Origin of the sequence: Pseudodonghicola flavimaris (assembly GCF_030164425.1) — a bacterium.
Lineage (GTDB): Bacteria > Pseudomonadota > Alphaproteobacteria > Rhodobacterales > Rhodobacteraceae > Pseudodonghicola > Pseudodonghicola flavimaris.
This window is the reverse complement of sequence record NZ_JASNJD010000030.1, coordinates 19,212-44,811: the sequence shown is the minus strand read 5'-3', so window position 1 is coordinate 44,811 and position 25,600 is coordinate 19,212. Positions and strand designations below refer to the sequence as shown.

Annotated in this window: 25 protein-coding genes and 2 pseudogenes; 16 read left to right on the top strand and 11 right to left on the bottom strand. The window is 59.4% G+C overall.

All coding sequences use genetic code 11. The annotated features are described in order from the left end of the window. From QO033_RS23920 to QO033_RS23870, 11 genes and pseudogenes are all read right to left on the bottom strand, one after another. Positions 1 to 290: pseudogene (locus QO033_RS23920) on the bottom strand (hypothetical protein); the annotation flags it as partial. Positions 291 to 394: 104 nt separating this feature from the next. Beyond that, entirely contained in the window at positions 395 to 871 is a 477-nt protein-coding gene (locus tag QO033_RS23915) for a DUF6915 family protein (RefSeq protein ID WP_093455098.1), read from the bottom strand. A 1-nt stretch (position 872) separates the two neighbouring features. Then, positions 873 to 1,256 (bottom strand): DUF6878 family protein, encoded by a 384-nt coding sequence (locus QO033_RS23910; RefSeq protein ID WP_103911894.1) that lies wholly within the window; start codon positions 1,254 to 1,256, stop codon positions 873 to 875. A 79-nt stretch (positions 1,257 to 1,335) separates the two neighbouring features. Next, positions 1,336 to 1,632, bottom strand: coding sequence for a hypothetical protein (locus QO033_RS23905; RefSeq protein ID WP_093455100.1), 297 nt, complete (start codon positions 1,630 to 1,632; stop codon positions 1,336 to 1,338). Between the two features lie 116 nt (positions 1,633 to 1,748). Beyond that, positions 1,749 to 2,129 (bottom strand): DUF3768 domain-containing protein, encoded by a 381-nt coding sequence (locus QO033_RS23900; protein WP_093455101.1) that lies wholly within the window; start codon positions 2,127 to 2,129, stop codon positions 1,749 to 1,751. Positions 2,130 to 2,255: 126 nt separating this feature from the next. Further along, entirely contained in the window at positions 2,256 to 4,433 is a 2,178-nt protein-coding gene (locus tag QO033_RS23895; RefSeq protein WP_093455102.1) for a ParB/RepB/Spo0J family partition protein, read from the bottom strand. A gap of 629 nt (positions 4,434 to 5,062) precedes the next feature. Next, a complete protein-coding gene (locus QO033_RS23890; RefSeq protein WP_103911568.1) occupies positions 5,063 to 5,710 on the bottom strand; it encodes a glutathione S-transferase family protein in 648 nt (215 codons plus the stop codon). Beyond that, positions 5,710 to 6,612, bottom strand: coding sequence for an NAD(P)H-binding protein (locus QO033_RS23885; RefSeq protein WP_103911567.1), 903 nt, complete (start codon positions 6,610 to 6,612; stop codon positions 5,710 to 5,712). Before QO033_RS23885 ends, QO033_RS23890 begins: the two co-directional genes overlap by 1 nt. Before the next feature lie 42 nt (positions 6,613 to 6,654). Beyond that, entirely contained in the window at positions 6,655 to 7,152 is a 498-nt protein-coding gene (locus QO033_RS23880; protein ID WP_103911566.1) for a luciferase domain-containing protein, read from the bottom strand. A gap of 8 nt (positions 7,153 to 7,160) precedes the next feature. Then, positions 7,161 to 7,976, bottom strand: a complete 816-nt coding sequence (locus tag QO033_RS23875; RefSeq protein WP_103911565.1) for a DODA-type extradiol aromatic ring-opening family dioxygenase — start codon at positions 7,974 to 7,976, stop codon at positions 7,161 to 7,163. A gap of 66 nt (positions 7,977 to 8,042) precedes the next feature. Continuing rightward, entirely contained in the window at positions 8,043 to 8,456 is a 414-nt protein-coding gene (locus tag QO033_RS23870) for a DoxX family protein (protein WP_103911564.1), read from the bottom strand. 127 nt (positions 8,457 to 8,583) lie between these two features. On the opposite strand from QO033_RS23870, the gene QO033_RS23865 reads away from it, so the two are divergent. The 16 genes and pseudogenes from QO033_RS23865 to QO033_RS23785 all read left to right on the top strand — a co-directional run bounded on the left by QO033_RS23865 (position 8,584) and on the right by QO033_RS23785 (position 25,543). Continuing rightward, complete coding sequence (locus QO033_RS23865) at positions 8,584 to 8,937, top strand: winged helix-turn-helix transcriptional regulator (RefSeq protein WP_234994808.1); 354 nt, start codon at positions 8,584 to 8,586, stop codon at positions 8,935 to 8,937. 239 nt (positions 8,938 to 9,176) lie between these two features. Then, positions 9,177 to 9,785: a TetR/AcrR family transcriptional regulator gene (locus tag QO033_RS23860; protein ID WP_103911563.1), complete on the top strand. Its 609-nt coding sequence runs from the start codon at positions 9,177 to 9,179 to the stop codon at positions 9,783 to 9,785. Positions 9,786 to 9,852: 67 nt separating this feature from the next. Next, complete coding sequence (locus QO033_RS23855) at positions 9,853 to 10,404, top strand: TetR/AcrR family transcriptional regulator (protein WP_103911562.1); 552 nt, start codon at positions 9,853 to 9,855, stop codon at positions 10,402 to 10,404. A gap of 31 nt (positions 10,405 to 10,435) precedes the next feature. Beyond that, positions 10,436 to 11,179, top strand: coding sequence for an efflux RND transporter periplasmic adaptor subunit (locus QO033_RS23850; RefSeq protein WP_284483254.1), 744 nt, complete (start codon positions 10,436 to 10,438; stop codon positions 11,177 to 11,179). Next, a complete protein-coding gene (locus QO033_RS23845; RefSeq protein WP_284483253.1) occupies positions 11,176 to 11,538 on the top strand; it encodes an efflux RND transporter periplasmic adaptor subunit in 363 nt (120 codons plus the stop codon). The genes QO033_RS23850 and QO033_RS23845 overlap by 4 nt, the downstream gene beginning before the upstream one ends. A gap of 28 nt (positions 11,539 to 11,566) precedes the next feature. Next, positions 11,567 to 14,647, top strand: coding sequence for an efflux RND transporter permease subunit (locus QO033_RS23840; protein ID WP_050685819.1), 3,081 nt, complete (start codon positions 11,567 to 11,569; stop codon positions 14,645 to 14,647). A 202-nt stretch (positions 14,648 to 14,849) separates the two neighbouring features. Then, positions 14,850 to 15,272: pseudogene (locus tag QO033_RS23830) on the top strand (IS66 family transposase); the annotation flags it as partial. Positions 15,273 to 15,395: 123 nt separating this feature from the next. Continuing rightward, positions 15,396 to 16,607: a CaiB/BaiF CoA transferase family protein gene (locus tag QO033_RS23825; protein WP_050685825.1), complete on the top strand. Its 1,212-nt coding sequence runs from the start codon at positions 15,396 to 15,398 to the stop codon at positions 16,605 to 16,607. Between the two features lie 8 nt (positions 16,608 to 16,615). Beyond that, the gene (locus QO033_RS23820) at positions 16,616 to 17,770 is read left to right on the top strand and encodes an acyl-CoA dehydrogenase family protein (RefSeq protein ID WP_082204796.1); all 1,155 of its coding nucleotides are present in this window, start codon (positions 16,616 to 16,618) and stop codon (positions 17,768 to 17,770) included. A 105-nt stretch (positions 17,771 to 17,875) separates the two neighbouring features. Continuing rightward, positions 17,876 to 18,730 (top strand): SDR family oxidoreductase, encoded by an 855-nt coding sequence (locus tag QO033_RS23815; RefSeq protein WP_050685930.1) that lies wholly within the window; start codon positions 17,876 to 17,878, stop codon positions 18,728 to 18,730. 37 nt (positions 18,731 to 18,767) lie between these two features. Continuing rightward, on the top strand, positions 18,768 to 19,574 hold the full coding sequence (locus tag QO033_RS23810; RefSeq protein WP_050685828.1) for an ABC transporter ATP-binding protein: 807 nt from the start codon (positions 18,768 to 18,770) through the stop codon (positions 19,572 to 19,574). Next, positions 19,567 to 21,486 carry an AMP-dependent synthetase/ligase gene (locus tag QO033_RS23805; protein ID WP_050685830.1) on the top strand — a complete coding sequence of 640 codons (1,920 nt, stop codon included), beginning with the start codon at positions 19,567 to 19,569 and terminating at the stop codon, positions 21,484 to 21,486. The genes QO033_RS23810 and QO033_RS23805 overlap by 8 nt, the downstream gene beginning before the upstream one ends. After that, complete coding sequence (locus tag QO033_RS23800; protein WP_050685832.1) at positions 21,487 to 22,374, top strand: branched-chain amino acid ABC transporter permease; 888 nt, start codon at positions 21,487 to 21,489, stop codon at positions 22,372 to 22,374. A gap of 3 nt (positions 22,375 to 22,377) precedes the next feature. Further along, entirely contained in the window at positions 22,378 to 23,451 is a 1,074-nt protein-coding gene (locus QO033_RS23795) for a branched-chain amino acid ABC transporter permease (protein WP_028095207.1), read from the top strand. 10 nt (positions 23,452 to 23,461) lie between these two features. Next, positions 23,462 to 24,271 (top strand): ABC transporter ATP-binding protein, encoded by an 810-nt coding sequence (locus tag QO033_RS23790; protein WP_050685932.1) that lies wholly within the window; start codon positions 23,462 to 23,464, stop codon positions 24,269 to 24,271. A 33-nt stretch (positions 24,272 to 24,304) separates the two neighbouring features. Then, on the top strand, positions 24,305 to 25,543 hold the full coding sequence (locus QO033_RS23785) for an ABC transporter substrate-binding protein (protein ID WP_027238720.1): 1,239 nt from the start codon (positions 24,305 to 24,307) through the stop codon (positions 25,541 to 25,543). The last annotated feature ends 57 nt before the right edge of the window (positions 25,544 to 25,600 follow it).

The following is a 25,600-nucleotide window of genomic DNA, read 5'->3' as shown; positions in this document are numbered from 1 at the left end:
ATCGCGAGGCCGGAATGGTCATAGAGAAACACCGGCAGAAGGATCGCCTTGCGCTCGGCGCGCTCGCGCAACTGGTCCATTGAGAGATCACACTGATCCGAGACACCCGCGAGATCGCGCAGAAACGACTCGGGGCTTGCGAAATGGTGGCTTTCGCCCAGCCGGTATCTCCGATGCCAGCAGATCAGCGTGCCGAGGTTCGACCACTCCCGTGGGCTTTCGGGATCGGGGTCATGGAAAATCTTGATGGTGTGGCCGTGATAGGCCTCCTCATAGACAGGGTCGTGCATGTCGATGTCCTTTCTTGGAACGAAATCGACTCGCCAGGCCGATTGGGCGCAGGCGAGTCGATCTGGTTGTGATGAGTTGGTTGGTGAGGTTGCCGCCCGTCGGATCAGGCGGCGGCGCGGTTCTGGCGGTGCTGAACGTGTTCGACCGAGACCTTCAGCAGCCATTCCTCGAAGCCGAGAATGGTCTGGTGATTTGCCACCGCGTGGCTCCAGACCGCGCGCGGATCGCTGCCGATCTGCGTCGGGTCGTTGTCGATCCGGCCGTTGGCCATCCACGGTTCCGGTTGGATGCGTCCAAGCCAGTCGGCCAGCGACGGGATGCGCCCTTGGCAGTCTTCGCGCACATGTTGTTCGCCGATCCAGCGGATCGGCACGACCCGGCCCGCGCTGTTGGTCAGGCTTCGCCCAAACAAACGCTCAGCTTCGAAGATCCCGAGCGTGTGGTGCCGATGTGCTCGGTGGGTGAAAAGTGCGAGGTGTTCCTTAGATGAGTCGAACCAATCGTGCACATATTGGTAATCATCTGGAACACCTCCGAACTTTCGGGCCGAGCTTTCGGCGTGGTGGAGGGGATGTGCCATATCAAAGCCCCTCATGTTCGGTGGTATTGGTCGCGATGTAGCGGTTCGAATGACTGACATCGATGTTGTCAGTCGCGAGCACCCAGGTCAGTTCGCCATAGCCACCTTCGTTGTTCTCGAACCCGGGGCTGAGCGCATAGGCGAAGTCCCAGCCGAAATCTTCGACCCGGCGGCGCAACTCTTCTGAGAGAGAGATCGTGTCTGGCGTCACGACGACATCTTCGATATTGCCGGAATCGCCGTAGCCTTCGTATTGCACCTCGATCTTCGTCACGCCGACGGCACGCAGTTCGGAGAGAAGGGCCACGCGGGTCACAACCCTCTGTTCGGCGGCGCGTTGCTGGGCTTCCAGCATCTGCGCGTAAAAATCATTCACTTGTGTCATGTCTTCGATCCTTTGGAATTGAGGGAAGGGGAGGGCGACCTTTGCATCAGATCGCCCAGGAGGTTTCCTGCGGGGGGCTTCAAGCCGCGGCGTCGCCGCGTTCGTCACCCGTCCGGTCAACCAGGTTGAAATACAGATTCTCAGTCGCGCGCTTGAACCCCGGCGGTTTGCGCGGGGCGAGGCAGCGCACTGAGGCACTGCAGCTCTCGCCATGCTCCATCGCGAACTGCGTCACTTGGTCGATCAGGTCGTCCATGCCCGCGGCCTGGATGCGCTTTTCCGGGTAATTCGCCATCATCTGGAACTGTGTGACGACGAAGGCGCCGTCGCGGTGCGCGGGATAGAGGGTGATCTGATAGTCGAGTGTCTTGGCCATCTCTGGTCTCCTGCGGCGGGCGGAACGCGACCATCGCGCCCCATGGAAACCCGCCAGCGCGAAAGGACCGCCCTTTGTGCAAGGGCGATCCGAGGTGATGTTGAAGAAGAGGGGCGTCAGTATTCTGACGGCAGAAGCAGGGTCAGGACGCGGCGGGTTTGCGCGGGATCGGATGGCTCGGGAGAGCCATATTGATAGTCGACGTCGTACAAATCGAGCTTGAACCAGGTCGTGGTCCCGTCGAAGTCGATGACCCCCATCTCGTGCCAACCATGGGGGTCACTGTCAGCGTTGAACGCGTCAAACGAAGCGACGCGGCGGGTGAGAGCGAGCTGGGCGTCCGGCCCTAGTGCTGCAACACCACGGGTCATGACAAACTGGCCCTGCGGCGCATCGGCGACGGGGGTGGTCCTGAGAATGGAGCGACGAAAGGCATCATTTTGCCCGGCGATCAATTCGGTTTCCTTGACGGGATCGATATCGAGTGTGGTGGTCATGAGAATTCTCCGGGACGGGCCAGCCGATCAGACACCGGCTGCGTGAAACCCGTCAGCGGGAAAGGGCCGCCCTCTGCGCGAGGACGGCCCAAGGCTTAGGTCATGATCGGATCGGTTTTCGCCGCGTCAGGCCGCATCCTCGCTCAGGAAGGCGGGCAAGGACGACGGTTCATTGCTCTCAGCGTCGCTCAGAGAATCTTCGGCGGACAGATCTCCCTCCTCGGTCTCCGGCGCAGCGCCTGCCGTGTCGGCACCAGCCTCCGTCGCACCGGCAAACACCATCCCGTCGGGCAGCCACCGCGTCGTCTTTGCAACCGTCGCGGCGTCGAAACCTTCCGTCTCGCTCGCCGCTTCTGCGAACGCCCGCTCCATCGCGGCCGCGATATCGCCCTTGCGTTCGCGATTGCGATCCTCGGCGTAGTCGTCACCGATCAGCTTGCGCGCCGTGGCCACCGCATGCCCCTTGTTGACCCGACCCCAGTAGTTTTGGGCAGTCGGGCGCCAGCAGGCAGCCACATCAACATCGAGCCGCGCGCCGATCTCCTCGATGATCGGGGAAGGACGATTGTCGGAGGAAAGCTGGGGTTTGACCGCGAGACCCGTCGCCCAGGCGAAAAGCGCCTGCTTGTCCGCAATGGGCAACGCCGACATCGTCCGGAAGTCCTCGGGTTTCTGAAGCTTCATCCAGTCCGTGGCGAGGTCTTGTTCCAGCGCCTCGAGCATTTTTTGGGCGACGGTGTCCGCGTGCAGCACTTCGCGGTCTTGCGCCTGGAAGGGCCGGATCGAGATGTCGAGTGCCTCGTTGCCGTAGGACCGCCCCAAAGCCTGTTCGCAGAGCGCGTAGAGCATCGCATCGAAGGCCACCTCGAAATCAGCCGCCAGATGCGCCCTGAGGATGTGCTGGCGCGTGGCACGCAGATCATCCGCCAGGCTCGCCGAAATGCCGTCCGCCTTGCGCAACGTGGCCGCGGGGTCAGAGGTCGGCACTGGCGTGGAGGACGTCGGCGGCGTCACATGTGGGCGGGCGGGGGAGGAGGCATCACCCGCATCAGCACTATCTTCGTCCGGCATGGCCGCAGCAGGGATATCTTCTGGCCGCACCAGGCCTTTCTCGACACGTAGCGCACCGTCATGACCGATGGTCAGAACCACGCCCGCAATGGCGCGATCTGCGTCCGCGAAAGGTTGCCGCTCGCGCTGCAGGGCTTCGATCTCGCGCAAACGCGGCTCGATGGCGTAGTATTCTTCGGTCTCGGCGTCGGTCCAATCCTCGCCGTCATTCTGCGCCGCCAATTCCTCTTCGCGGGCGATGAGATGCTCTTCCTCGGCGAGCAGATCGGGATCGGGTTCGATATCCTGCGGATAGACACGCCCGAAACTGCGAAACGCCCCGTAATCCACAGAGAGATGCACCTCGACCCATTTCCATGTCCCTTCAAAGGGTTTGGCCGCGGCCTGCAGCTTCTCGATGGCGAGACGCTCGAGGAGCTCAGGGTTTTCCATATGGGCGCTGGCGCGATCGTCGAAGAGGTCGCGCAGCAGAACGCCTCCCGCCGCCTCATAGGCTTCGATGCCGACGAAACGCCCCAAGGCCGAGTTCGCAGAATGCGCGGTCTCGGTCAGTTGGCGTTTGATGCTTTGCGGGTGGATGTGATAGCCGCCCTTCACCGCGTTCCAGACCGCCAGTTGCCGATCGTGGTCGTCGGTCAGCGTAAACGCCATCACGCATTCGAGGGTCAGATCCCCCGCGCGAAATCGCTCGATGATTTCGGGCGCGACACGGGCGAGTTTCAGCCGACGGCGTACCAGGTCGACGGAGACACCGAATTTCAGCGCAATTTCGTCCTCGCTGCGCCCTTCGCCAATCATCTTGTCGAAAGCTTCGAACTGGTCCGCCGGATGCATGGCTGCGCGCTGAAGGTTTTCTGTGGCGGAGGTGAGGATGGCGTTGCGTTCGTCCTCGACGAGGCAGGGCACCGGGTGGTCTGCGGGGATCACACCGTCCTCGGCCAGCTGTTTCAGCGATTTGAGGCGACGGCCACCGGCGTCAACAGCAAAACGTGTCTCTGACAGCGCATGAACCACTAGGTTCTGTTTGATGCCTGTCTCGCGGATGCTGGCGAGGAGTTCGGCGTCGTCGCTAGCGCTCGCGGCGACTTTGCGGACGTTGAGTTGGCTCGGCTCCAGCTGGTCGAGCGGGATCATCCGGATGTCGGCGGCGCCGTCAGGCGCAGCCGATCCGGCGGTTTCGGTTTTCTTTGAGGTGGCGGGTTTCGAACGCGTCGTGGTTTTGGTCTTGGCCATGGTCAGGATCCTTGTCGCGCCGGACCCGGAAGAGGCTCTCTCTTTCCTTTCAAGCCCGGCACACGGGCTTCCCTTTCTCTGGCTCTTTGCAATTGCGAAACACGTCAGCAATCGACCGTATGTAAACGAATGCAAGCAGACGCTCTCAGGTCACGCTCGTCCAAAAACCCTTGGTTTCCTTATGTCGCGTAGCCCTTAATTGTGAGATGGGAAATTCAAGGAAATCAACGGCAGTGCTTTGCCCTTAAATATGAGATTTTGCCCTTAATTCCGATATTTTTGCCCTTAAACCTGAGACAGGGGTCAAAGACTTGTGCTGCAAATGTCGATGGAAAATGATGGCGAAGACTCGGTTGCCTTCGGTGCTGAGGAGGAGCGTAGGGCTGCGGTGCCACGTCTGCTTGCCGCAGTTGGTCACATTGCACAAAGGCGGGCGAGAAGCAAAGGCCCCATGACAGCCGAATCTCGCAATTAAGGGCAAAACTCGATGCCGAAAGCGTCTCGTCTCAGATTTAAGGGCAACGCGACAACTGTCCGGTTTTCTGGGACCACTTCACATGTCTAAATCTGATAGCGCGCCGATCGCCGGACGTCATGCAGACCGACCAATCATCGCGGCGAGCGCGATGTCAGGCGAAGAGCGCAAGAAGCGGTGCTACGGCCTTCTGCCAGCTGTCACGCGCTTCAAGCCGGCCGATCCAGCCCGCGATTCTGGGGAATTCGTCCAGCGAAATCCCCGCTTGGTCGCGATACATGAATGTGGTCGCCAGATAGAAGTCGGCAAGGCTGAGTGTGCCTGCGATCCAATCCCTATTGTCGAGTCCGGTTTCCAGAACGGCAAGAAACTGATCTGTGGCTTTCCGTTCCGCTTCGACTACAGTCGGATCAGGATCGCCCATGCCGAATTTCTCTTTGAGGAACAGCTCAAAGGACAACTTCTGCATCGCAGGGCCAAGGTGGATGGCTTGCCACCAGGCCCATTGATCGACGAGGGTCCGCGCCTTGAGGCCATCAGGATAGGGCCCCGCCTCGGGCCGGATCCCGGCCAGATAGGCACAGATCGCCCGGGATTCCCAAAGCACGAAATTCCCGTCCTCCAAAACAGGCACCTTTGCATTGGGATTGCGGGCAAGAAATTCCGCCGCGCGGTTGTCCCCGGCACGGATGTCGACCTCGACGATTTCGAGTTCCACGCCCAGTTCGTGCGCCACCGCCCGCACACGCAGCGCATTCGGTGAGAAGTTCGCGTTGTAAAGCCTCATGACATTCACCAGCATTATTGTTCCTGCGGCGCCTGAAGAAGCGCCGCGCGGTTAGCAGCCAGGAAATCGGCCACCGACTGTCCGGGCTTGCCGGTGAGCGATTCGAGATCGCCGCTGGCCACATCGAGATAGCCCTGCGCGATTGCTTCGTCGAAGGAGGCAAAGACCCTCGCCATGAACTCCGGCAGTCCATTTGCGATCATCGCCTGCACCAGATCCTCGGCGGGCAGGGCGACATAGGGGATTTCCTTACCCGCAATTTCGGACAAGATCGCCGCGACCTCGGCCTGGCTGACCGTCTCCGGCCCGGTGATATCGAGGGTCTCCCTTCCCGTAGCTTTCATTAGCGCCGCGGCTGCCGCACGGGCGCAATCCGCCCGCGTCACATACCCGGTCTTGCCATCTGCCGCAGCGGCGAAATGCGTGCCCATGGCGACGCTCTGCTGGCCGCCCATCAACAGAAAGTCGGTGTACATATTGTTGCGCAGGATCGTATGATCCGCCCCACTTTCCGCGATCAGCTTCTCGGTCCCTTCGTGGTCTTGAGCGAATCCGATCGGACTTTGCGCGACTGGGCCTGCGAAGGAGGTATAGACGATGTGGTCGATACCTACCGTCTTGGCCGCAGCAATCGCGTTGGAATGAGCTGCGAGCCGCTTGCCCGGCTCCAGATCGTCGGTCGAGATGACGAGAAGACGCCTGCCGCCCGCGAAGGCTGCTTCAAGAGAAGCCGGGTCGTTGAAATCGCCCTCGCGCGCCTCGACTCTTTTTCCCGCCAGATGGGCAAGCTTGTCGGGGGTGCGCGAAATCGCGATGACCGGACCGGCTCCTTCCTGAACCAGCAGATCGACCACCTGCCGGCCAAGTTGGCCGGACGCGCCGGTCACAATGAAGGGGCCGTTCTGGATGTTGGACATGGTATCTCTCCTGTCTTGGTACTTCTGCAAGCGCGCTTGCGATCAATCGTGGATTTGGATGGGGGCGGGATTTGCCAGCTTGCCGCGCGCGAAACCCCAGCTAGTGGTCAGGATTTTGATCATCACATCGATCTCTGCCTCATCGCGCGGCGCAAAGGCCATGACCGCATTGGCCGGGATATATCCGGTCGACGCCATCGGGTGCGGTTCGCCCCAGCCTTTTGCGATGAGTTCCTCGACCGCCGCCAGCGGCAGCATCATGTGCGACGAACCGTCATAGGCGGGATGCACATGGGCAAATTCCCGCCCGATCATGAAGGCTTCGCGCGGGCCGCAGGCATGTTCCCGCGGCAGGACCAATGCCTCGGCACCGGGGACCGAAATACCCGATCGGCAACGCTCGACGAAGGGCAGGGCGAAGGCCTTCTTCTTGAACAATGCGTGAATCTCGGCCGAAGAGTTCTGCGACACTTGCTCATGCGGGGCGCACTCGGTGGTTTCGGGGCGCGGACCCTGCCGCAAGGGAAGTTCGAAGCACATATCTGGTCCTATCCAAATCTGAACGCGCTTTCGACCGCGCCCAATACGTGATCCTCGAGGGTCTTTTCCCCCCGATCCGCAAGCGCGGCGCCGGCCACGACGTGCAATGGAATTAGATGTTCCTCGCGCGGATTGGCGTCGCGTGCGCCGGGTGCCCGATCCCAAGCAGCCAGCATGGCGCGGCGCGCCCCGGGGTCTTCATGGGTCACCGCACCCGTGAGCCATCGGTCAAAGTCGCCGCCGTTCACCGGGCCATCCGGTCCGCCCCTCATCGCCCGCATCATCTTGCCCATGTTGTGATAGGTGTTGCCGGACCCGATGATCAACACACCTTCATCGCGCAAGGGCGCCAACGAGCGACCGGCAGCAAGATGTGCCTCAGCGTCGAGATCGTCGCGCAGGCTCAATTGGACGGTGGGGATGTCGGCCTCAGGAAAAGCCACCTTTAGCGGAACGAACACCCCATGATCGAAGCCACGCGTAGCGTCGGCCCGGGTTTCAAACCCCGCGCCGTTCAATAGCTCGCTTGCACGGGCCGCCAGCGTAGGATTGCCTGGCGCGGGCCAGGTCAGCTGATAAGTATGGGGGGGAAACCCCTGATAGTCGAACAGCAGCGGCGGCGCGGGGTTGGTCTGCACGGTAAACACCCGTTCCTCCCAATGGCCTGAGATCACGAGAAGCGCCTTGGGCTTTGCCGGCAGGCTCGCAGGCAAAGCCTCAAGGAATCTGCGGTGCCTGTCCCAGGTGTCAGGCGGGTTCCAGTCCATGAAGAAGCAAGGGCCGCCTCCATGGGGAACAAACACTGTCGGCTGCCTTTCGGTCATTCTGTCTTCCTTTTGAACCCCAAGTCCGAGGGTGGATGGCCAGCGCCGTGGCAACTCCGCATCGGATTAATTCGTCTCTGTCGGAAACGTCGGCGCATATGCCGACTTTACCGCACGCACGCGATTGGCTGTCATCCACGAGGCGATCAGAAGCACCCAGGTCGCAAGAGCCGGTGGCCAGCCTGGATCGCCCGCGCCCACATGCGCCCCGAACGCCAGCACCAGATGCCAGAACATCGCCGCATAGGCCCAGTCCGCCAGCATCGCCGAAGGGCGCCAAAGAACCACCACCGCGCCGACGATCTTCAATATCGCGAGCGGCCAGATGATGTATGTGGGATAGCCCAACACCTCGCGATACATGCCCGCGACCAAGTCGTGGGATGAGATGTAGAAAGTCGCCGCACCCATATAGACCAGCGCCACAAGGCCGGTCGCGATCCAGTAGACATACTTTGCCACGTTGTCACTCTTCACCATACTCCCTGTTTGCAAGGGCTTGTTCAGCCGTAGTTTCCGCTTTAAGTATCTTTAGGTGTCTCGCTTCGTTCTTGAAAGTAGGCACTTAAAAGTAACTAGCTTACTTGGACCGCGAGGATTATCCACGATGAAGAGAGTCCAGCCCCCCTCATGCCCGATGGAGGCGCTTTTGCGTGTCATCACAGGCCCTTGGACGATCTATATACTCTGGGTTCTGTCCGAGCAGGGACCGCAGCGATTCGGCGCGCTCAAGCGTTTGGTGCCCGGAATTTCCACTCGCGTCCTGACCGAGAGGCTAAGAATGCTGGAACATGCTGGCGTTGTATGGCGCGAGCAGGCCATGACCATACCACCCGCTGTCACATACGGGCTGACTGAGCGAGGCGCGGAACTGCGCGGCGTGCTGGACACGCTTGGCTCGATCGCACGCCGCTGGGAGGCCGAGGGTGCCTTTGTCGGGACCGCAAGCGCGGCGGAATGACGTTGCCCCTCCTGTTCGCGGGATAATCCCGCGCCCGAGAACAACTCAGGCGGGCTCAGACCCGAAGTTCATGACGAATTGAAAACGGCGCTAGACAAAGCCGCGCCAGGCGGCGCTTGGTCGGGTAAATCCGCACAGCTCTATGACTTGCAGCAAAATCAACTATTATTCACTATACCAACTAGACGGTACAGTAAAGTTTGCAACCGCATAATCCCGCGTGGGATAGGGAGAACGAGATGCGCGAGAGAAAAATGGCCGACGTTTTGGTCGGTGCGCGCGAGGTCTTCTTCCGATGCGGCTATGAAGGCGCCAGCGTCGATGCCATCGCCGCCGAAGGAAAAGTGTCAAAAGCGACCATGTATTCGTATTACCCAAGCAAGGAGCAGCTGTTCCTCGGCGTGGTGGAATCCGAATGCGGTCGGCTTGCGGAAGAGATCCTCCGGTCTTTGACGACAGCATCGGAGCCGCGCGCCCAATTAGAAGAACTCGCTCTGCGCATTGTCGACCTCACCTTGGACGACACCTACATCCGTCTCCTGCGAACGTGCATTGGCGCTTCCGAGGCGCTGCCCGAAGTGGGTGAGGTGTATTTTCGCGCAGGCCCGAAACCTGCGCGCGAACTCGTCGGTCGGATTCTGGAGCGCCTTACACGCGAAGGCGCGCTTGATGTCGATGACACCCGGCGCGCGTCCGATTACTTCATACACCTGTGCGTTTCGGGGTTACTTATGCCGCGCCTTCTCGCAGTGAAACGAGCAGTCAACCGCGAGAAACATGCAGGCGAAGCGGTCGCTGCATTTCTACGACTTTACAGTAGCGGCCACAGAGACAAATTTTCAGATTGAGCTCGCTTGCCAAATACGGGGCAGCGCATTAGCTCGCCCAATGACTTCACCGACCGGACGGTACAGGATGACTGCACAACTAAAAAAGCAACCGAAAAACGCATCGCCGAATATTCTCGGCGCCGCGCGGGCAATTGCACTGCGAGAAGGCGCGGGAAAGATCACGATCGACGCCGTCGCTCGGGAATCCGGCCTCAGCAAGGGTGGGGTGTTGTACAATTTCCCCACCAAGAAGGCACTTCTGGCCGGGCTGCTCGACGAAATGCTGGCCGAGCACCGCGAACGTCTGGCGTCCGTCCCGGAAGGGCAGAGTTCCCGCACCCTACGAGGGCATCTGGAAACAGTCCTGCAAGCCGGAAGCACCGATGATGACCTTTCGATGGCTATTCTCGCGGTTTCGGCGTCGGATCCGAATCTTCTGGACCCGCTGAGACGAGAGCTGTCCCGTGATGTCGAGCGCATCCGTTCGGACGCGCAGGACGACACTGCGGCGATGGTTCTCTTGTTGGCGATCCAGGGTCTTCGTTTCCAGCGGCTCCTTCGCCTCGCAGATGGTGATGCCGATCAGCAAGACGCCGTCATAGACCGATTGAAGGACATGATCGATGAGCTCGAATAGAACCGGATACTTCCGAGGAGGCGCCGCTGGATTGATCGTCTTACTGCTCGCCATTGTCCTTCTCGTGCAATTCAGCCCGGACATCGCATCCAAGGTCTTCGCGCAGACTACGGATGAGGTTTCCGGTGCCGATGCGCAAGGAAGCGCCGAGCAAGATTTGGTCCAGCCGGTCACGGTCGAAGTTTCGCGCGCTGAGCTTCGCGACAGCGATAGGGCGCGCAGCCTGGCAGGTCGCGTGGAGCCCGCCCGGACCGTGGATATTGCCTTTCAGGTTTCGGGTCAGCTTTCCGACCTCGCGGTAGATGCTGGGACTCGGGTTGAGAAAGGCGATTTGATCGCTGCGCTCGACCCGGTCGATTTCGAATTGGCCTTGGACCGGGCACAGGCCTCTTTCGACCTCGCAAAATCCGAATACGATCGTGCGTTGAGTCTGACCGAGAGGGGGGTGGCGACGGACGCCCGTCTCGAAACGAACCGCGCGCAGCAGGTCCAAGCAGAAGTCGCCCTCCGTGAAGCGGAGCGACGCCTGGCTCAAGCCACGATCACCGCGCCCTTCGACGCCATTGTCGCGCGCATCTTTCTGGAGGAGTTTTCGAACGTCACCCCTGCGGCTCCGATTGCCAGGTTGCAGGACATCAGTGAAATGCGGGTCCGGATTTCCCTGCCCGAGGAACTCGCCGCGATGGCACGGGCCCAGCCCGATGCATTCAGGGTAACCGCCTTTTCCCCGCCGTGCCGGGATATGAGGCAACTCTTTATCCGCGGACATTCGTGACCGATGCGGACACCACGGCCCAAACCTATGACGTCGAGTTCGTGATAGAGGGCGCTATCGACCCACGATTACTGTCCGGAATGACGGCGAATGTGCGCGTAACCGCCGCCGCGGAGGGTGCGCAATCGCGGTCGGTAGTGGTTCCCGTCTCGGCGATCGACACGACGAGCCGGAACGAGCCGTCCGTCTGGCTCTACGACAAAGACTCCGGCCGGGTGTACCGAAAGACAATCCGGCTGGGGCTACCCAACGACGACGAAATCGTCGTGCTTGAGGGACTCGCCGGGGATGAACTGGTGGTGTCAGGCGGCTGGTGGCGCCTGAAGGAAAACGAACCGGTCGCGGTTCGCGGCCTCTGAACACCCCTGGACCGGACAAGTCGAAACCATGACAATGAGTATTTCACGCGCAAGCATCCGACGTCCGGTCGCCGTTTGGCTGGCAATTGTCTTTTGCCTTATCGGCGGCTTGTGGGGACTGAACACGGTCGGACGCCTCGAAGACCCGAGTTTCACGCTCAAGACGGCGCTCGTTTTCGTGCCCTATCCGGGCGCGACCGCGATGGAAGTGGAAGAGGAAGTCGCCGATGTCGTGGAGAGCGCACTCCAACAGATGAAGCAGCTCGACCGGGTGGAATCGAAATCCATGCCGGGCATGGCCCAGATCACGGTCGAGATCGAGATGACCTATGGGCCCGACGAGATCCCGCAGGTCTGGGACGAAATGCGCCGCCGCATCCGCGACATTGAAGGAGATCTCCCCTCCGGTACGCAGCCTCCGATCATCAATGACGATTTCAGCGACGTCTACGGCATGTTCTATGCTGTAACGGTCGATGGGTTGAGCGCCACGGAACAGCGAGACCTCGCGACTAAACTGCGGCGCGGCCTTGTCGCCGTCGACGGGGTGGCCAAGGTCGAGGTTCAGGGGCTGGCGGAAGAGGAGATCATCATCTCGGTCCCTTCGGCGCGCCTGACCGAACTGGGGCTGCCACCGGACCAGATCCTCGGTATCATCGCCGACGAAAACCAGGTTTTCTCCAACGGCGAGATCAGCGAAGGGCTGTCTCGACTGGGAGTGTCCGTTCCGCCAGGTTATGTCAGCGTCGAGGGCATTGAGGCGCTGCGGCTCGGCGCTCCCGGAGAAGTTGGGCAGATTGCGCTCTACGACATCGCCCGCGTGGTTCGAGAGGAGACGGAGCGACCGAGCCAGATCGTGCGCCACAATGGCACGCGGGCTTTCACCCTCGGGGTCTCGGCGCTCGTCGACCGCAACGTGGTCGAGGTCGGCCGATCGGTCGAGGCGCGGCTGGACCAGCTGAAGGCCGAACTGCCGGACGGCGTCGAGATCGTACCTATTTATGAACAGCATAAGGTCGTCGACGAAGCGGTCTCGAGCTTTCTCGTCGGCCTCGGTCAATCCGTGGCCATCGTCATCGGGGCGCTGATGCTGACGATGGGTTGGCGCGCGGGTCTGGTCGTGGGTGCCACGCTGGGCCTCACGGTGTTTTCCACGCTGTTCTTCATGTCCGTCTTCGGCATCGAGATGGAACGGATCAGTCTCGGGGCACTGATCATCGCTATGGGTATGCTGGTCGACAACGCCATCGTGATCGCCGAAGGCATGCTGATTGGCATGGCGCGGGGCAAGTCCGCCGAAGACGCCGCCGCCGATACCGAGACCGCGACAGCGTTGCCCCTGCTTGGGGCCACCGTGATCGGGATCATGGCGTTTTCGGGTATTGGGCTATCGCCAGATGCTACCGGAGAATTTCTGTTCTCGCTTTTCGCGGTTATCGCGATTTCGTTGCTGATGAGCTGGATCCTCGCGGTAACCGTCACGCCCTATTTGGGCAAGCTCCTTCTGAAGGCACCGAAAGACACATCCAAGGACCCCTATGGTGGCTTCATCTATTCGGCCTATCGCGGTTTCCTCTGGATGGCGCTGCGCGCCCGTGTGCTCGTCGTCCTGACGATCGTCGGAATCACGGTCTGGTCGGTCATGGCCTTCGGCCAGGTCAAACAGGCGTTCTTTCCGGCGTCGAACACCCCGATATTCTACGTCGAGCTCCAGATGCCGCAAGGCACGGACATTCGAGTCTCGAATAAAGAAATGGCCCGGCTTGAGGAGATCATCTTAGGCGAGGGGATCGTGACGGACGTGACGACGCTTGTGGGGCGAGGGGCCAGCCGCTTCATGCTGACCTACAACCCTGAGCAGGCCGATGCGAGCTACGGTCAGCTGATCGTGCGTGCGACCGATGCCACACTCATCCCCGATGTTGCGGCGCGTCTCAATCGCGAACTGCCGGCGCAATTCCCCAATGCTCTTGTCCGCGTCGAGGAAATCGTCTTTGGTCCGCCTGCCGGGGCCGATGTCGCCGTTCGTTTTGCCGGACCAGATCCGGTGGTCCTCCGGCAGCTATCGGATAATGCGCTTGCAATCTTCGACGAGGCCGGCACAATCACAAACCCGCGCACAGACTGGCGGCAGCGTGAGATCCTTATCGAACCCATCGTCGACGAGTCCCGGATGCGGCTGGCCGGTGCGACCCGCGGTTCGATCACCGACACCGTGCAATACGGCACCTCGGGCCTGCGGGTCGGCACCCTGCGCGAAGGCGATGCCGAAATCCCGATGTATCTGCGGCTTCCCGAGGTCGAGCGCGACGGGCTGGACCGTTTGCGCGATCTCTCCGTCTGGTCGCCAGGTGCAAATGGCTATGTGCCCATGGCCAACCTCGTCTCCAGTTTCGAGCCCCGCCTCGTCGAGGCGCTTATCCACCGCCGCGACCGTGAGCGCACGATAACGGTCCTCGGCGGTGCAGGCGGCGACCTGACAGCAGATGAGGCATTTCGCAGTGTTCGCACTGATATCGAAGCCATTCGGCTTCCCGAAGGCTACACGATGGAATGGGGAGGCGAATTCGAAAGCGCGGGAGAGGCGCAGGCAAGCCTCGGCAAACAGCTTCCCTTGGGTTTTCTGGTAATGCTGACAATTTCGATCCTGATGTTCAACAAAGTGCGCCAGCCACTGATCCTATGGCTCGTGGTTCCGATGTCGGTCACGGGGATGGTTCTCGGTCTGCTGTTCACTGGGCTACCGTTTACGTTCACGGCGCTTCTCGGCTTCTTGTCCCTTTCCGGGATGCTGATGAAGAATGCCATTGTGCTGGTGGAAGAAATCGATCAGCAACGCGCCGAAGGTGTCGAGGACTATCAGGCGGTGATCGATGGCTCGGTCAGCCGTTTGAGGCCCGTCGTGCTGGCTGCGGGCACAACGATTTTCGGTATGATTCCGCTCTTACCAGACGCCTTCTTCGCATCGATGGCCGTGACGATCATGGGTGGCCTCGCGTTCGCCTCGATCCTGACCCTGGTCGCGGTTCCTGTATTTTATGTACTGTTCTTCCGGATGAAGCCGCCCAAAAAAGAAAACGCTCCTTCAGGTTCCCCAGCGACAGCCTGAACGCAGATGCAGTTATAAGCGCTTCTCTGCGCGCCCTCGACCCGTCTTAAGGACGGTGTAGGCATATTCCGCCGCCTCAAGCGCGCCTTCGAGAAAACCGCCGAATGTCGGAGCCACTTCGGAGCCGCCAAAGACGAGCGCTTCGTCCCGCAGGCCTGAAAGAACGCACGGCAAGCCATAGTTCGGGTGGGCAAAAAAGACAGCGGAACTGCGGCTGGCAGCACGCCAGACGCACTCCCGCTCCATGGTCTAGGCCTTCAAGGCATGGACCGAGGCCCAACTGCTACGCATTCCCGGCAAGGGCGATCTCGTGAAGGCCTTCCGCTATGGTCTCAGCTGCTGGCCGTCATTCGAGCTCTTCCTTGGAGATGCCCGCGTCGGCATCGACGACAACACGGCCGAGCGCGTCATGCGCCCGATCTGCATCGGGCGAAAAAACTGACTTTTTGCAGGCTCCGACAGCGGTGGCGAAACGCTGTCCCGGGCGATGTCCCTTGTCGAGACAGCCAAGATGAACGGCCACGATCCGCAAGCCTGGCTGGCCGAAATCCTCGACCGCATCCACAATCACATGACCAACCCGCTCAACGAACTGCTTCCATGGAACTGGACGCCGATGAACTGATCCGCGGTAACAACCGGGCGGTTACGTTTTCGGGAAGGTGATTACCTTTGAATCTTGAGGTCCGACTTCGCCTTTGCTAGGAATCGAACAACAATTAGAAAAACAGCAAAGTCGAAAGTGCAGATGTCTGGACCCCTTGAGCAACTGAGGATTGTAGAACTTGGTCACGTAATTGCCGGACCACTTGCGGCAGCTTTACTCTCGGATTTTGGTGCAGATGTCATCAAGATCGAAGCCCCCAACCGGACGGATATGATGCGCGACCTTGGACCCAAGGCAGAGGATGGGGTGGGCGTCTGGTGGAAGACTTTGGGCCGCAACAAGAAAACACTAGGCCTGGACTGGAAGTCCGACGAGGGCCGGGACATCCTGCGCAGGTTGGTTGAAGATGCCGACGTGCTGATCGAAAATTTCCGTCCGGGTGTGCTAGAACGTGCTGGTGTTGGGCCAGACGTGCTGCACGATTGGAACCCGGACTTGGTTGTCTTGCGGGTTTCAGGTTACGGACAGGACGGTCCGATGCGCGACGTGCCAGCGTTTGGGCGTGCTGCAGAGGCCATGAGTGGATTAGCGCATCTGACCGGTTTTCCCGACGGGCCGCCGATGCACCCCGGCTTTCCGGCGGCCGACAGCACGACAGGGCTGATGGGCGCTTTGGGAATCATGATCGCGCTATTTGCTCGCGAAAAGGGCATTGCACGCGGTCAGGTCGTCGATCTTGCGGTGTTCGAGGCGTTGCTTCGGTTGATGGACTATCCTGTTCCCGCATTGACTGGCGCTAACCTCTCGCCGCGACGCAATGGGCTGCGCCAGCCGATGGACTTTGCTCCGGGGGGGATGTTCCGAACGTCCGATGGGGTGTGGCTGACCGTTTCGGCAGGGAGCGCGGAAACCGCGCAGCGCCTGTTGCGGGCGGTCGGAGGCGATGCCCTCGCCGATGACCCGCGGTTCGCGACATTGGGCGAGATGTCGCGGCACATGACGGTGGTCTTTGACGCGATCAATGATTTCGTCACGCAGCACACGGCTAAGGAAGTGGAAGCGGTATTCGCCCGCCATGATGCGGTTGCCTCGCGTGTGTTGAGCGTCGAAGAGATCATGACGAACGAGCAGATACGCCATCGTGGGGACATCGTGTCGGTCGACGGCAAACAGACCAAGGTCATCGGCCCGATCCCGCATCTAAGCGCCACACCTGGCGAAGTTCGCTGGCTGGGACGACCGCTTGGCGCGGACAGCCGAAGTATTCTGCGTGATCTTGGCTTTGACGATGATCGGATCATTGCCCTTTGTGAGGCAGGGCTCGTTAGTCTGGAAGAGAAGGGGACACCGTGACATTTCGAATGACGGACGATCAGAAGGAAATTCGCGACCAGATTCTGCGGATTTGTGCAAGGTTCGACGGCGACTACTGGCTGGACCGGGATCGTAACGGTGGTTTTCCCCATGATCTGCACAGGGCAATGGCCGATGGCGGCTGGCTGGGTATCGCCATGCCAGAAGCTGTCGGCGGCGCGGGTCTGGGGATCACCGAAGCGACCATCATGATGCAGGCAATTGCCGAGTCGGGGGCCGGCGCAAGCGGAGCCTCGGCCATCCACATGAACATTTTCGGGCTCAACCCGGTGGTGAAGTTTGGGACCGATGAGCAGCGCGCGCGTATGCTTGGCCCTCTAATAGCAGGCGATGAAAAGGCCTGTTTCGCCGTAACCGAACCGACGACCGGGTTGGATACCACAAAGCTGAAGACCATGGCGGTGCGGCAGGGGGACAGATATGTCGTGCACGGACAAAAAGTCTGGATTTCTACCGCGCAGGTGGCGGACAAGATGTTGCTTCTGGCCAGAACAACGCGGCTAGAGGATGTGAGCAGCCCGACCGAAGGGCTGAGCCTATTCTATACAGATCTCGACCGAAATTTCGTTGACGTGCGAGAGATCGAAAAGATGGGTCGAAAGGCTGTCGATTCGAACGAAGTCTTCATCGATGGATTGCCGATTCCGGCTGAGGACCTGATCGGGGAGGAGGGCAAAGGCTTTAGGCAAATTTTGCACGGGTTGAATCCCGAACGCATCCTGGTGGCCGGTGAATGCATCGGTATTGCGCGCAACGCACTGGCGCGAGCGGCGCATTATGCAAACGAACGTGTGATTTTTGACCGCCCGATCGGCCAAAATCAGGGTGTTCAGCATCCACTCGCCAAAGCCTGGGCGCGAGTGGAATCTGCCAATCTCATGGTGATGCACGCTGCAGCCCTCTACGATGCGGGAGAACCCTGCGGCGTCGAGGCGAACGCTGCCAAGCTTTTGGCCGCCGACGCCGCGGTCGAGGCGACCGAAGCCGCGCAAATTACATTTGGCGGATTCGGATACGCCAAGGAATATCACGTGGAGCGACTGGTACGGGAGGCTCTGCTGTTCCGCATCGTACCGGTGACACCGCAGATGCTTTTGTCGTTCATAGCAGAAAAAGCCCTTGGGCTTCCAAAGTCTTACTGATCGGAGATGACGGGCGGGGCTGGTGCGAAAAGTTGTCTTGACCAATTTTCTAACACCCGTTAGATTACTGGCAGCTGCCCCTAATGGGGAATGGGAGGAGGCGTCATGAATAAGACGCAGTTTGGGTCTTCGAGGGAGGACCTATTAAAACGTGCAACCGTTTACGCAAGCGGTTTATTCACCGGCAAAGTCGTTGTGGTGACCGGGGCCGGAGGCGGATTGGGGCTGGCAATTGCGACTCTGTTCGCAAGGCTCGGGGCCAATCTGGCGATCAATGGACGCAACGAAGAGAAACTGGCTTTGGCCAAGGAGTTCCTTGAAAGTTTCGGGGGCGAAGTTTTCGCTGTGCCTATGACCATCCGGGAGCCTGAGCAGGTCGAGGATTTTGTCGCCAAGACGAACCAGGAGTTCGGGGCGATTGACGTATTGGTGAACAATGCTGGGGGTCAGTTTCCGCAAGCAGCGTTGGAGTTTAGTCCAAAGGGCTGGAATGCGGTCATAGACACCAACCTGAACGGCACGTGGTGGATGATGCAATCCACGGCGCGCCACTGGGTTGCCAACAAGCAATCGGGCTCCATCGTCAACATCGTGGCCGATATCTGGCGCGGCATGCCCGGCATCGCGCATACCTGTGCGGCCCGGGCAGGGGTAGTTTACCTGTCCAAGTCGGTTGCGGTGGAGTGGGCCCCGCACGGTATCCGAGTGAACTGCGTGGCGCCGGGTTGCTGCGAAAGCAACGGTTTCGGGAACTACCCTCCGGAGGGTTCTGCGACCTTTCAGGACTCCAACCCGATGCGGCACGCCGGGGACGAATGGGATGTCGCTGAAGGGGTTGTCTATATGGCGGCGAATTCAGGGAAATTCGTAACCGGAGAAGTTCTGAACATCGACGGTGGGCAGCAATTGTGGGGGGATCCATGGCCAACGGGGCGGCCGGACTACTTCCGGATTACCTGATGTTGGCCGTGAACCTTAGGGGGACAATGATATCTAGATGACGACAAGGATTAAAACAGCAATCGGAGCCGATGATGGGGCGATACTGGAGTGCAGCGGGGTCGAACGACGGTTCGGCGGCATCGTCGCTGTCACCGGTGTTGACCTCGTTATTCGACAAGGGGAAATCTTTGGACTTGTCGGTCCGAATGGCAGCGGCAAGACAACGCTAACAAACGCAATTACCGGATTTTACCCGCCAAACGAGGGCAGGGTCCGGCTGGCAGGAAACGACATTACGGGTACGGCGCCTCACAAGGTTGCCAAGCTCGGCGTTGCCAGAACGTTCCAAAATCTTGCCCTGTTCAACGGGATGAGCGTTCTGGACAACATCCTGCTCGGGCGGCACATCCACATGAGCCCAGGCGTTTTGCGTACGGCGCTATATTGGTGGGCAGCACAGCGTGAAGAAATCGAGAACCGTAAAATCGTCGAGGAGGTGATCGAGTTTCTACAGCTCGAGAGCATTCGGCATGAGTTGGTCGATGGTCTTCCGATCGGGTTGAAAAAGCGGGTCGAGCTGGCGCGGGCATTGGTGGCCGAGCCACAGATGCTGATTCTCGATGAACCGATGGCCGGCATGAACCAGGAAGAGAAAGGGTATATGTCCCGTTTCATTCTGGATGCCCGTGCCGAACGCGGCGTCAGCGTTCTGCTGATCGAACACCATATGGATGTCATCACCGGCATTTGTGATCGGATGCTGGCACTGAATTACGGTGAAATGATCGCCAGTGGCATCCCCAAGGAGGTTGTGAAGGACCCGCGGGTCATCGAGGCATATATCGGAGGGTCGCATGACTGATTTGACGAAGAACCGGTCTTCAGGCGGCGAAACGATTGGTGCACTTCTGGCGAAGAACGCGTCGCTCCACGGAAAGGATATCGCCCGTCGCGAAAAAGAGCGTGGGATATGGAAAGAAACCACCTGGGCGGAATACGCCCAAGAGGTGGTGGCCTGTGCGGCTGGGCTTGAAAAAATCGGCGTGAAGCCTGGCAAAGCAGTGCTTGTTCTGGGCGATAACCGTGCGCGGCTCTATGGCGGCATGCTGGCTGTTTCGTTGCTTGGTGCCTACGCCATGCCCGCTTATCCGGGCGCAACTCTTGAGGAACTAAGGCACTTTCTTGGCGAAGTCGAGATCGTCGCGGCCATTGCGGAAGATCAGGAACAGGTTGACAAGATCCTGGAACTGAAGGACGCGGGCGCCGAGGGCATCGACCACATCATTTATGATGAAGCGCGCGGTCTTGGCTTCTACGAGGTTGAAGGGTTGTTGTCCTGGGATCACCTGATCGAAGTTGGTCAGCACGATCTGAACGAAACCCCGGGCCTGCGTGAGGAACTGCTTAGTCGTGCGAAGCCGGAAGATCCGGCCATTTTTCTGCACTCCTCCGGAACGACGGGCGCGCCGAAGGGCATCGTACTGAGTCAGAAGAACGTTCTTGCTGCTGCTCGGAATGGACATGCGGCGGGTGCCTTCGACGAAAATGAGGAGATCCTCGCGTACTTGCCGATGGCCTGGGTGGGAGACTACGCCATAACCGTTGCCGCGGCACTCCTTTGGCGTTTCACCGTGAATGTGCCTGAGCGCCAGGAAACGGTCGTGCGCGACATGCGCGAGATCGCTCCGACCTTCTATCTGGCGGCTCCGAGAAGCTGGGACCAGATGCTGACGACAATCCAGGTGGGTATCGAAAATTCGACCCCTTTAAAGAAACGGCTGTACCATTTTTTCATGGATCGGGCCATCGCGGCGGAAACGCGCAAGCTGAATGGCAAAAGCGGCGGTGTTCTTGAGCCTTTGGGCCGACTTTTGGGCGAGGCAATCATTTTCGGTCCGGTCAAGGACCAGTTCGGAATGAGCCGACTCAAGAACGCGTTCACCGGCGGTGAAGCAATCGGCGAAGACACCTTTGTTTTCTACCGAGCCTTGGGAATCAAATTGCGCCAACTCTACGGCCAAACCGAAAACAGCGCGATCAATGCAATTCAGTCTCCGGGTGAAGTGCGCCTTCATACGGTTGGCAAACCCGCGCCCGGCGTCGAGGTGACCATCGCCGAGGACGGGGAGATCTTGGTACGCTCGGACAGCGTATTCGAAGGGTACTTCAACAAACCCGAAGCGACCGCCGAAGCCCTTGAGGGCGGGTGGCTGCATACAGGTGATGCCGGGTATTTGGAGGAAGATGGACACCTGGTTGTTCTGGGGCGCGTCTCCGAGGTCATGCATACGGCCGGAGGCGAGCGGTTTGTGCCAAACTACATCGAGAACCGGTTGAAATTCAGCCCTTATATTAAGGATGCTGCCGTAATCGGCGCCGGGCTTGACGAATTGACGGCTATGGTCTGCGTGGATTTCGAAGCCGTTGGCCACTGGGCAGAGGTGAACGGCGTGCCCTATGTGTCTTATGCCGATCTTTCTCAGCGTGAAGAGGTCGCGACGTTGCTTCGCGAGGCCTTCCAACGGGTCAACAAGGCCGTCACCGAACCATTGCGCCTGCAACGCTTTGTAAGTCTGCCGAAAGAATTCGACCCGGACGATGGTGAAATCACGCGAACCCGAAAACTGCGGAGGAAGGTCGTTCAGGAACGCTATGCCGACGTGATCGCGGCGCTCTACGACGGTTCAAAAGAGGTCCATGTAAGCGCGCAGGTGACTTACGAGACCGGGGAAGTAGGGAAGGTCGAAAGAAGCCTTCCCATCAGGGAGGTATAAATGGACTGGGTCTTTCTATCAGAGCTTGCGATCAACGGAGCCTTGACGGGTCTGCTGTACTCGCTATTCGCCATCGGCCTTGTGCTGATTTACAAGGCATCTTCGGTGCCCAATCTGGCTCAGGGCGGGTTGACCATGGTAGGGGCCTATGTGGTCCTGGCGCTGGCACGCGACGTGGGTTTACCCTTGTGGCTGGCCATCCCTCTGGCTGCGGTTGTCATGTTCGGCCTTGGGTTCGGCATTGAGCGTGTTGCTCTGCGCCGTCTCGCAGGTCGGCCGGTTGTCATGATCTTGATGCTGACACTCGGCCTCGACATTTTCCTGCGGGGTACAACGCTTGCGATTTGGGGCGGGACGTCACGTTCGATGGAATTGGGCGTCAGCTATGATCCACTGTTTTTTGACGACATCTTCATCAGCCGCATCCATCTGGTTGGTGCCGGTGTTGCGCTCGCCTTGTTTGTCGCATTCATGCTGTTTTTCCGAACCCGGACCGGGATCAAGTTGCGGGCGATCGCGGATGATTACATGGCTTCGTGGTCGGTAGGTATCTCGGTTGAACGCGGAGTTGGCCTGTCCTGGGCGCTGGCATCCGTTGTTGCCGTCGCTGCGGGCGTTATCTGGGGCGAGATTCAGGGTGTCGATCAGGCGCTGTCGCTGTTGCTTCTCAAAGGTCTGACAGTTGCCGTTCTCGGTGGTCTCGACAGTATCCTTGGCGCCGTGATCGCAGGCATCATCCTGGGCGTCGTCGAAAACGTTGTTTCTGATTTCCTCGATCCGCTTGTCGGAGGCGGAAGCCGTGAGCTTATCGTCGCCGCCGTGCTCATTCTTACCGTCATGATCCGTCCGCACGGGCTGTTCGGTCGTCACGACATCGAAAGGGTGTAAGGGATGTTTTACAGACTTTCCGGCGTCCATCACGCCAACTACGTTTCGGACAGCCGTATCTTCAAGGTGCCTGCCGACAGAAATCTGACAGCATTCATCTTTCTGATCGGTCTTGCCGCGCCATTCATCATCCCGTCGCTTTATCTGAACAGCTACATGCTTCCCTGGCTGATCTGGACGGCCGCCGCGCTTGGATTGAATCTGGTGACAGGTTGGGCAGGCCAACTTCACTTGGGTTATGCTGCGGTCATGGCCGTCGGAGCGTATTCGTCGATCCATGCCGCGCGTTTCGGGGTGCCGTGGGAATTCGCCCTGATCATCGGCGGATTGACGTCATCCGTGATCGGCAGCCTGTTTGCTTTTGCCGCTTTGCGGGTCAAGGGACTGTATCTCGCCCTTACCACTCTTGCGATGCAATTCGTGATGGACTGGGTTCTGACCCACTCTCCGGCGATCTCGGGGGGTTCACACGCGTCGCTCCAGTCACCGACATTGGCTCTGCTCGGGCAAGAGATTACCACTGATACTGGCTTCTACTATGTCGCCTTCGGCTGGTGTGTGTTGGTGACGATCTTCATGCTTAATCTCAAGCGTACTGGACTCGGTCGCGCCTTGGTCGCTGTCCGGGAAAAAGACTTTGCGGCCGCGATCCTGGGTGTGAACAGTTTCTACTACAAAATCCTCGCGTTCGCGACTTCGTCGTTCATCGCAGGCGTCAGCGGTGCGTTGCTTGTTGCCACCTTTTTCTTTCTCGCCGCACCCGAGCAATTTTCGGTTGCCGTTTCGATCCAGGTTCTTGCGATGGTGATTGTTGGCGGCCTTGGCAGCATTATCGGTTCCTATTTCGGTGTTGCCCTGATCCTTCTTGTTCCGGGTATCGTGAACGGTCTCGTCGTCACGCTGAGTGACGGGCTTGGCATGCAGATCGATGTTGAAACACTCGCTCACATCCCGAACGCAGTCTATGGCGCACTGATCGTCATTATCCTTCTGATCGAACCACTCGGTTTGGGAAAACTCTACGGCAACATCAGAGACTATCTGATGGTCTGGCCCTTCGATCAGTTCAAGAAATAGGGGAATGCCGATGCAAGAAAAAGTTGAAGCCCAGAACATTCTATCCATGAACAGCGTCGAAGTACTGTACGACAATGTAATACTGGCGATCAAAGGTGTTTCGGTCCAAGTCCCAAAGGGCGAGATGATCGCACTCTTGGGATCGAACGGAGCGGGAAAAAGCACCACGTTGAAAGCGATCAGCGGTCTTTTGAAGGCTGAGCGCGGACGCATCAGCCGAGGTGAGATAACGTTCCAGGGAGTGGACATTACCGAAGCGCTCGCGCAAGAACGCGTCGAGATGGGCATCTGTCATGTCATCGAAGGGCGGCGGGTCTTCGAACATCTGACCCCCGACGAGAACCTGACCGCCGCCGCGCCGCGCGGAATGTCCCGATCAACGCTGAATGCGGAAAAGGACAAGATCTACGGATATTTTCCGCGGCTTGCCGAACGCAAAAGTTCGCAAGCAGGCTATTTGTCGGGTGGTGAGCAACAGATGCTTGCCATTGGGCGGGCCCTCGTGACCCAGCCGAAGCTGTTGATGCTTGATGAACCAAGTCTCGGGCTTGCTCCGTTCCTGGTCGAGGAGATCTTCGGCATCTTGCAAAAGATCAATAAGGATGAGGGCCTGTCCGTCCTGCTGGTGGAACAGAACGCCCTGGCGGCTCTGGAAATCGTTTCGCAAGGGTACCTTATCGAGAACGGCCGCGTTGTTATGCACGGCACCGCCGAGGCGCTCAAATCTAACTCCGACATTCAGGAGTTCTATCTAGGCGGCGGAGAGACCGACTTTCACAACGTCAAGCACTACAGCCGACGCAAACGTTGGTTGAGTTGAGGTACTAATCAGAAGTTGTTCAGGGAGGAACAAATGAAGAAATTTACCAAAGCGTTGGCTGTACTATCCATGTTCGGAGGAGCAGTGTTCAGCACCCAGGCGCTGGCCGAGCCATTCAAGATCGGCATCTGCTACGACCTCAGCAAAGCCTATACCTTTGCCACGCCGCAGGTTTCGCAGGCCGCGATGGACCTTGCCAAGCTCATCAACATGAAGGGCGGCATCGGTGGCGAACCGGTCGAAGTCATCGTGCGTGACCACGGGAACGAACCGCAGCGCGGAATCGAGTGCTACTCGAAACTCAGCCGCGAGGGCGTCTTTGTTTTCGATACCCTGTCCACTCCGGTGTCTCTGGCTATCCTGCCGCGGGCCATGGAAGACGGGCGTATCCTGATGCAGTCTCTTGTCGGGCGCGGCGATGCCGTTGATGGCACCGTCTTCGATTGGGTCTATCCGATCGGGCCGACCTATTGGGGACAGGCCGCCAACGATGTCGCCTACATCAAGCAATTGCATGACGGCGATCTGTCAGATGTGAAGGTCGGGTTTGTTTACTTCGATTATCCCTTCGGGCAGGAGCCGATCGAGATCCTGGAAACCCTGTCCGAGAAAGAGGGTTTCGAGCTTGAACTGTACCCCGTGCCACTGCCTGGCAGCGACCAGGCCGGCGTGTGGTCGAAGGTGCGCCGCGACAAGCCCGATCATGTGATCGTCTGGATGCTGGGCGGTGCCCATGTGGTTGCCTCGAAAGAGATGAAGCGCAATCGCATTCCGATGGACAAATACATCTCGGTCAACTGGCTGAACGAAGTCGATATCGCCAACATCGGTAAAGAGGCCGCCAAAGGTATCAAGCGCGGGACCAATGTCGTGGGCGGTCAGGATATTGCCCTGTATCAGGAAATCATGGCCGAGCTTTATGACAAGGGCGAGGGATCCGGCCCGATCGAGAAGACGCAGGACGTTTTCTACAACACCGGGCTGGCCATGTATTCGATCATGTTCGAAGCCGCGCGCAAGGCGGCGGAAGCCGAGGGGCTGCCGATCACTCCGACATCCTACAAGGCCGGACTGGAGTCGCTTGAGGGCTATGACGCGAACGGGCTGATGGCCCCCGTTACGGTGACGGCCGAAGATCATGGCGGCGGGGGCAAGACCCGTATCGAAATGTGGGACGGAGAGACTTGGGTGCCGCAAACCGACTGGATCTCTGCGTACACGGACGTTGTGTGGGGTGTGGTTAAAGAGAGTTCCGCGAAATACGAGCAGTGAAAGACTGGTAGCAGGAAGGGCGACGCTACGCGGGGCGGCAGCGGCGTTTACAAAGCG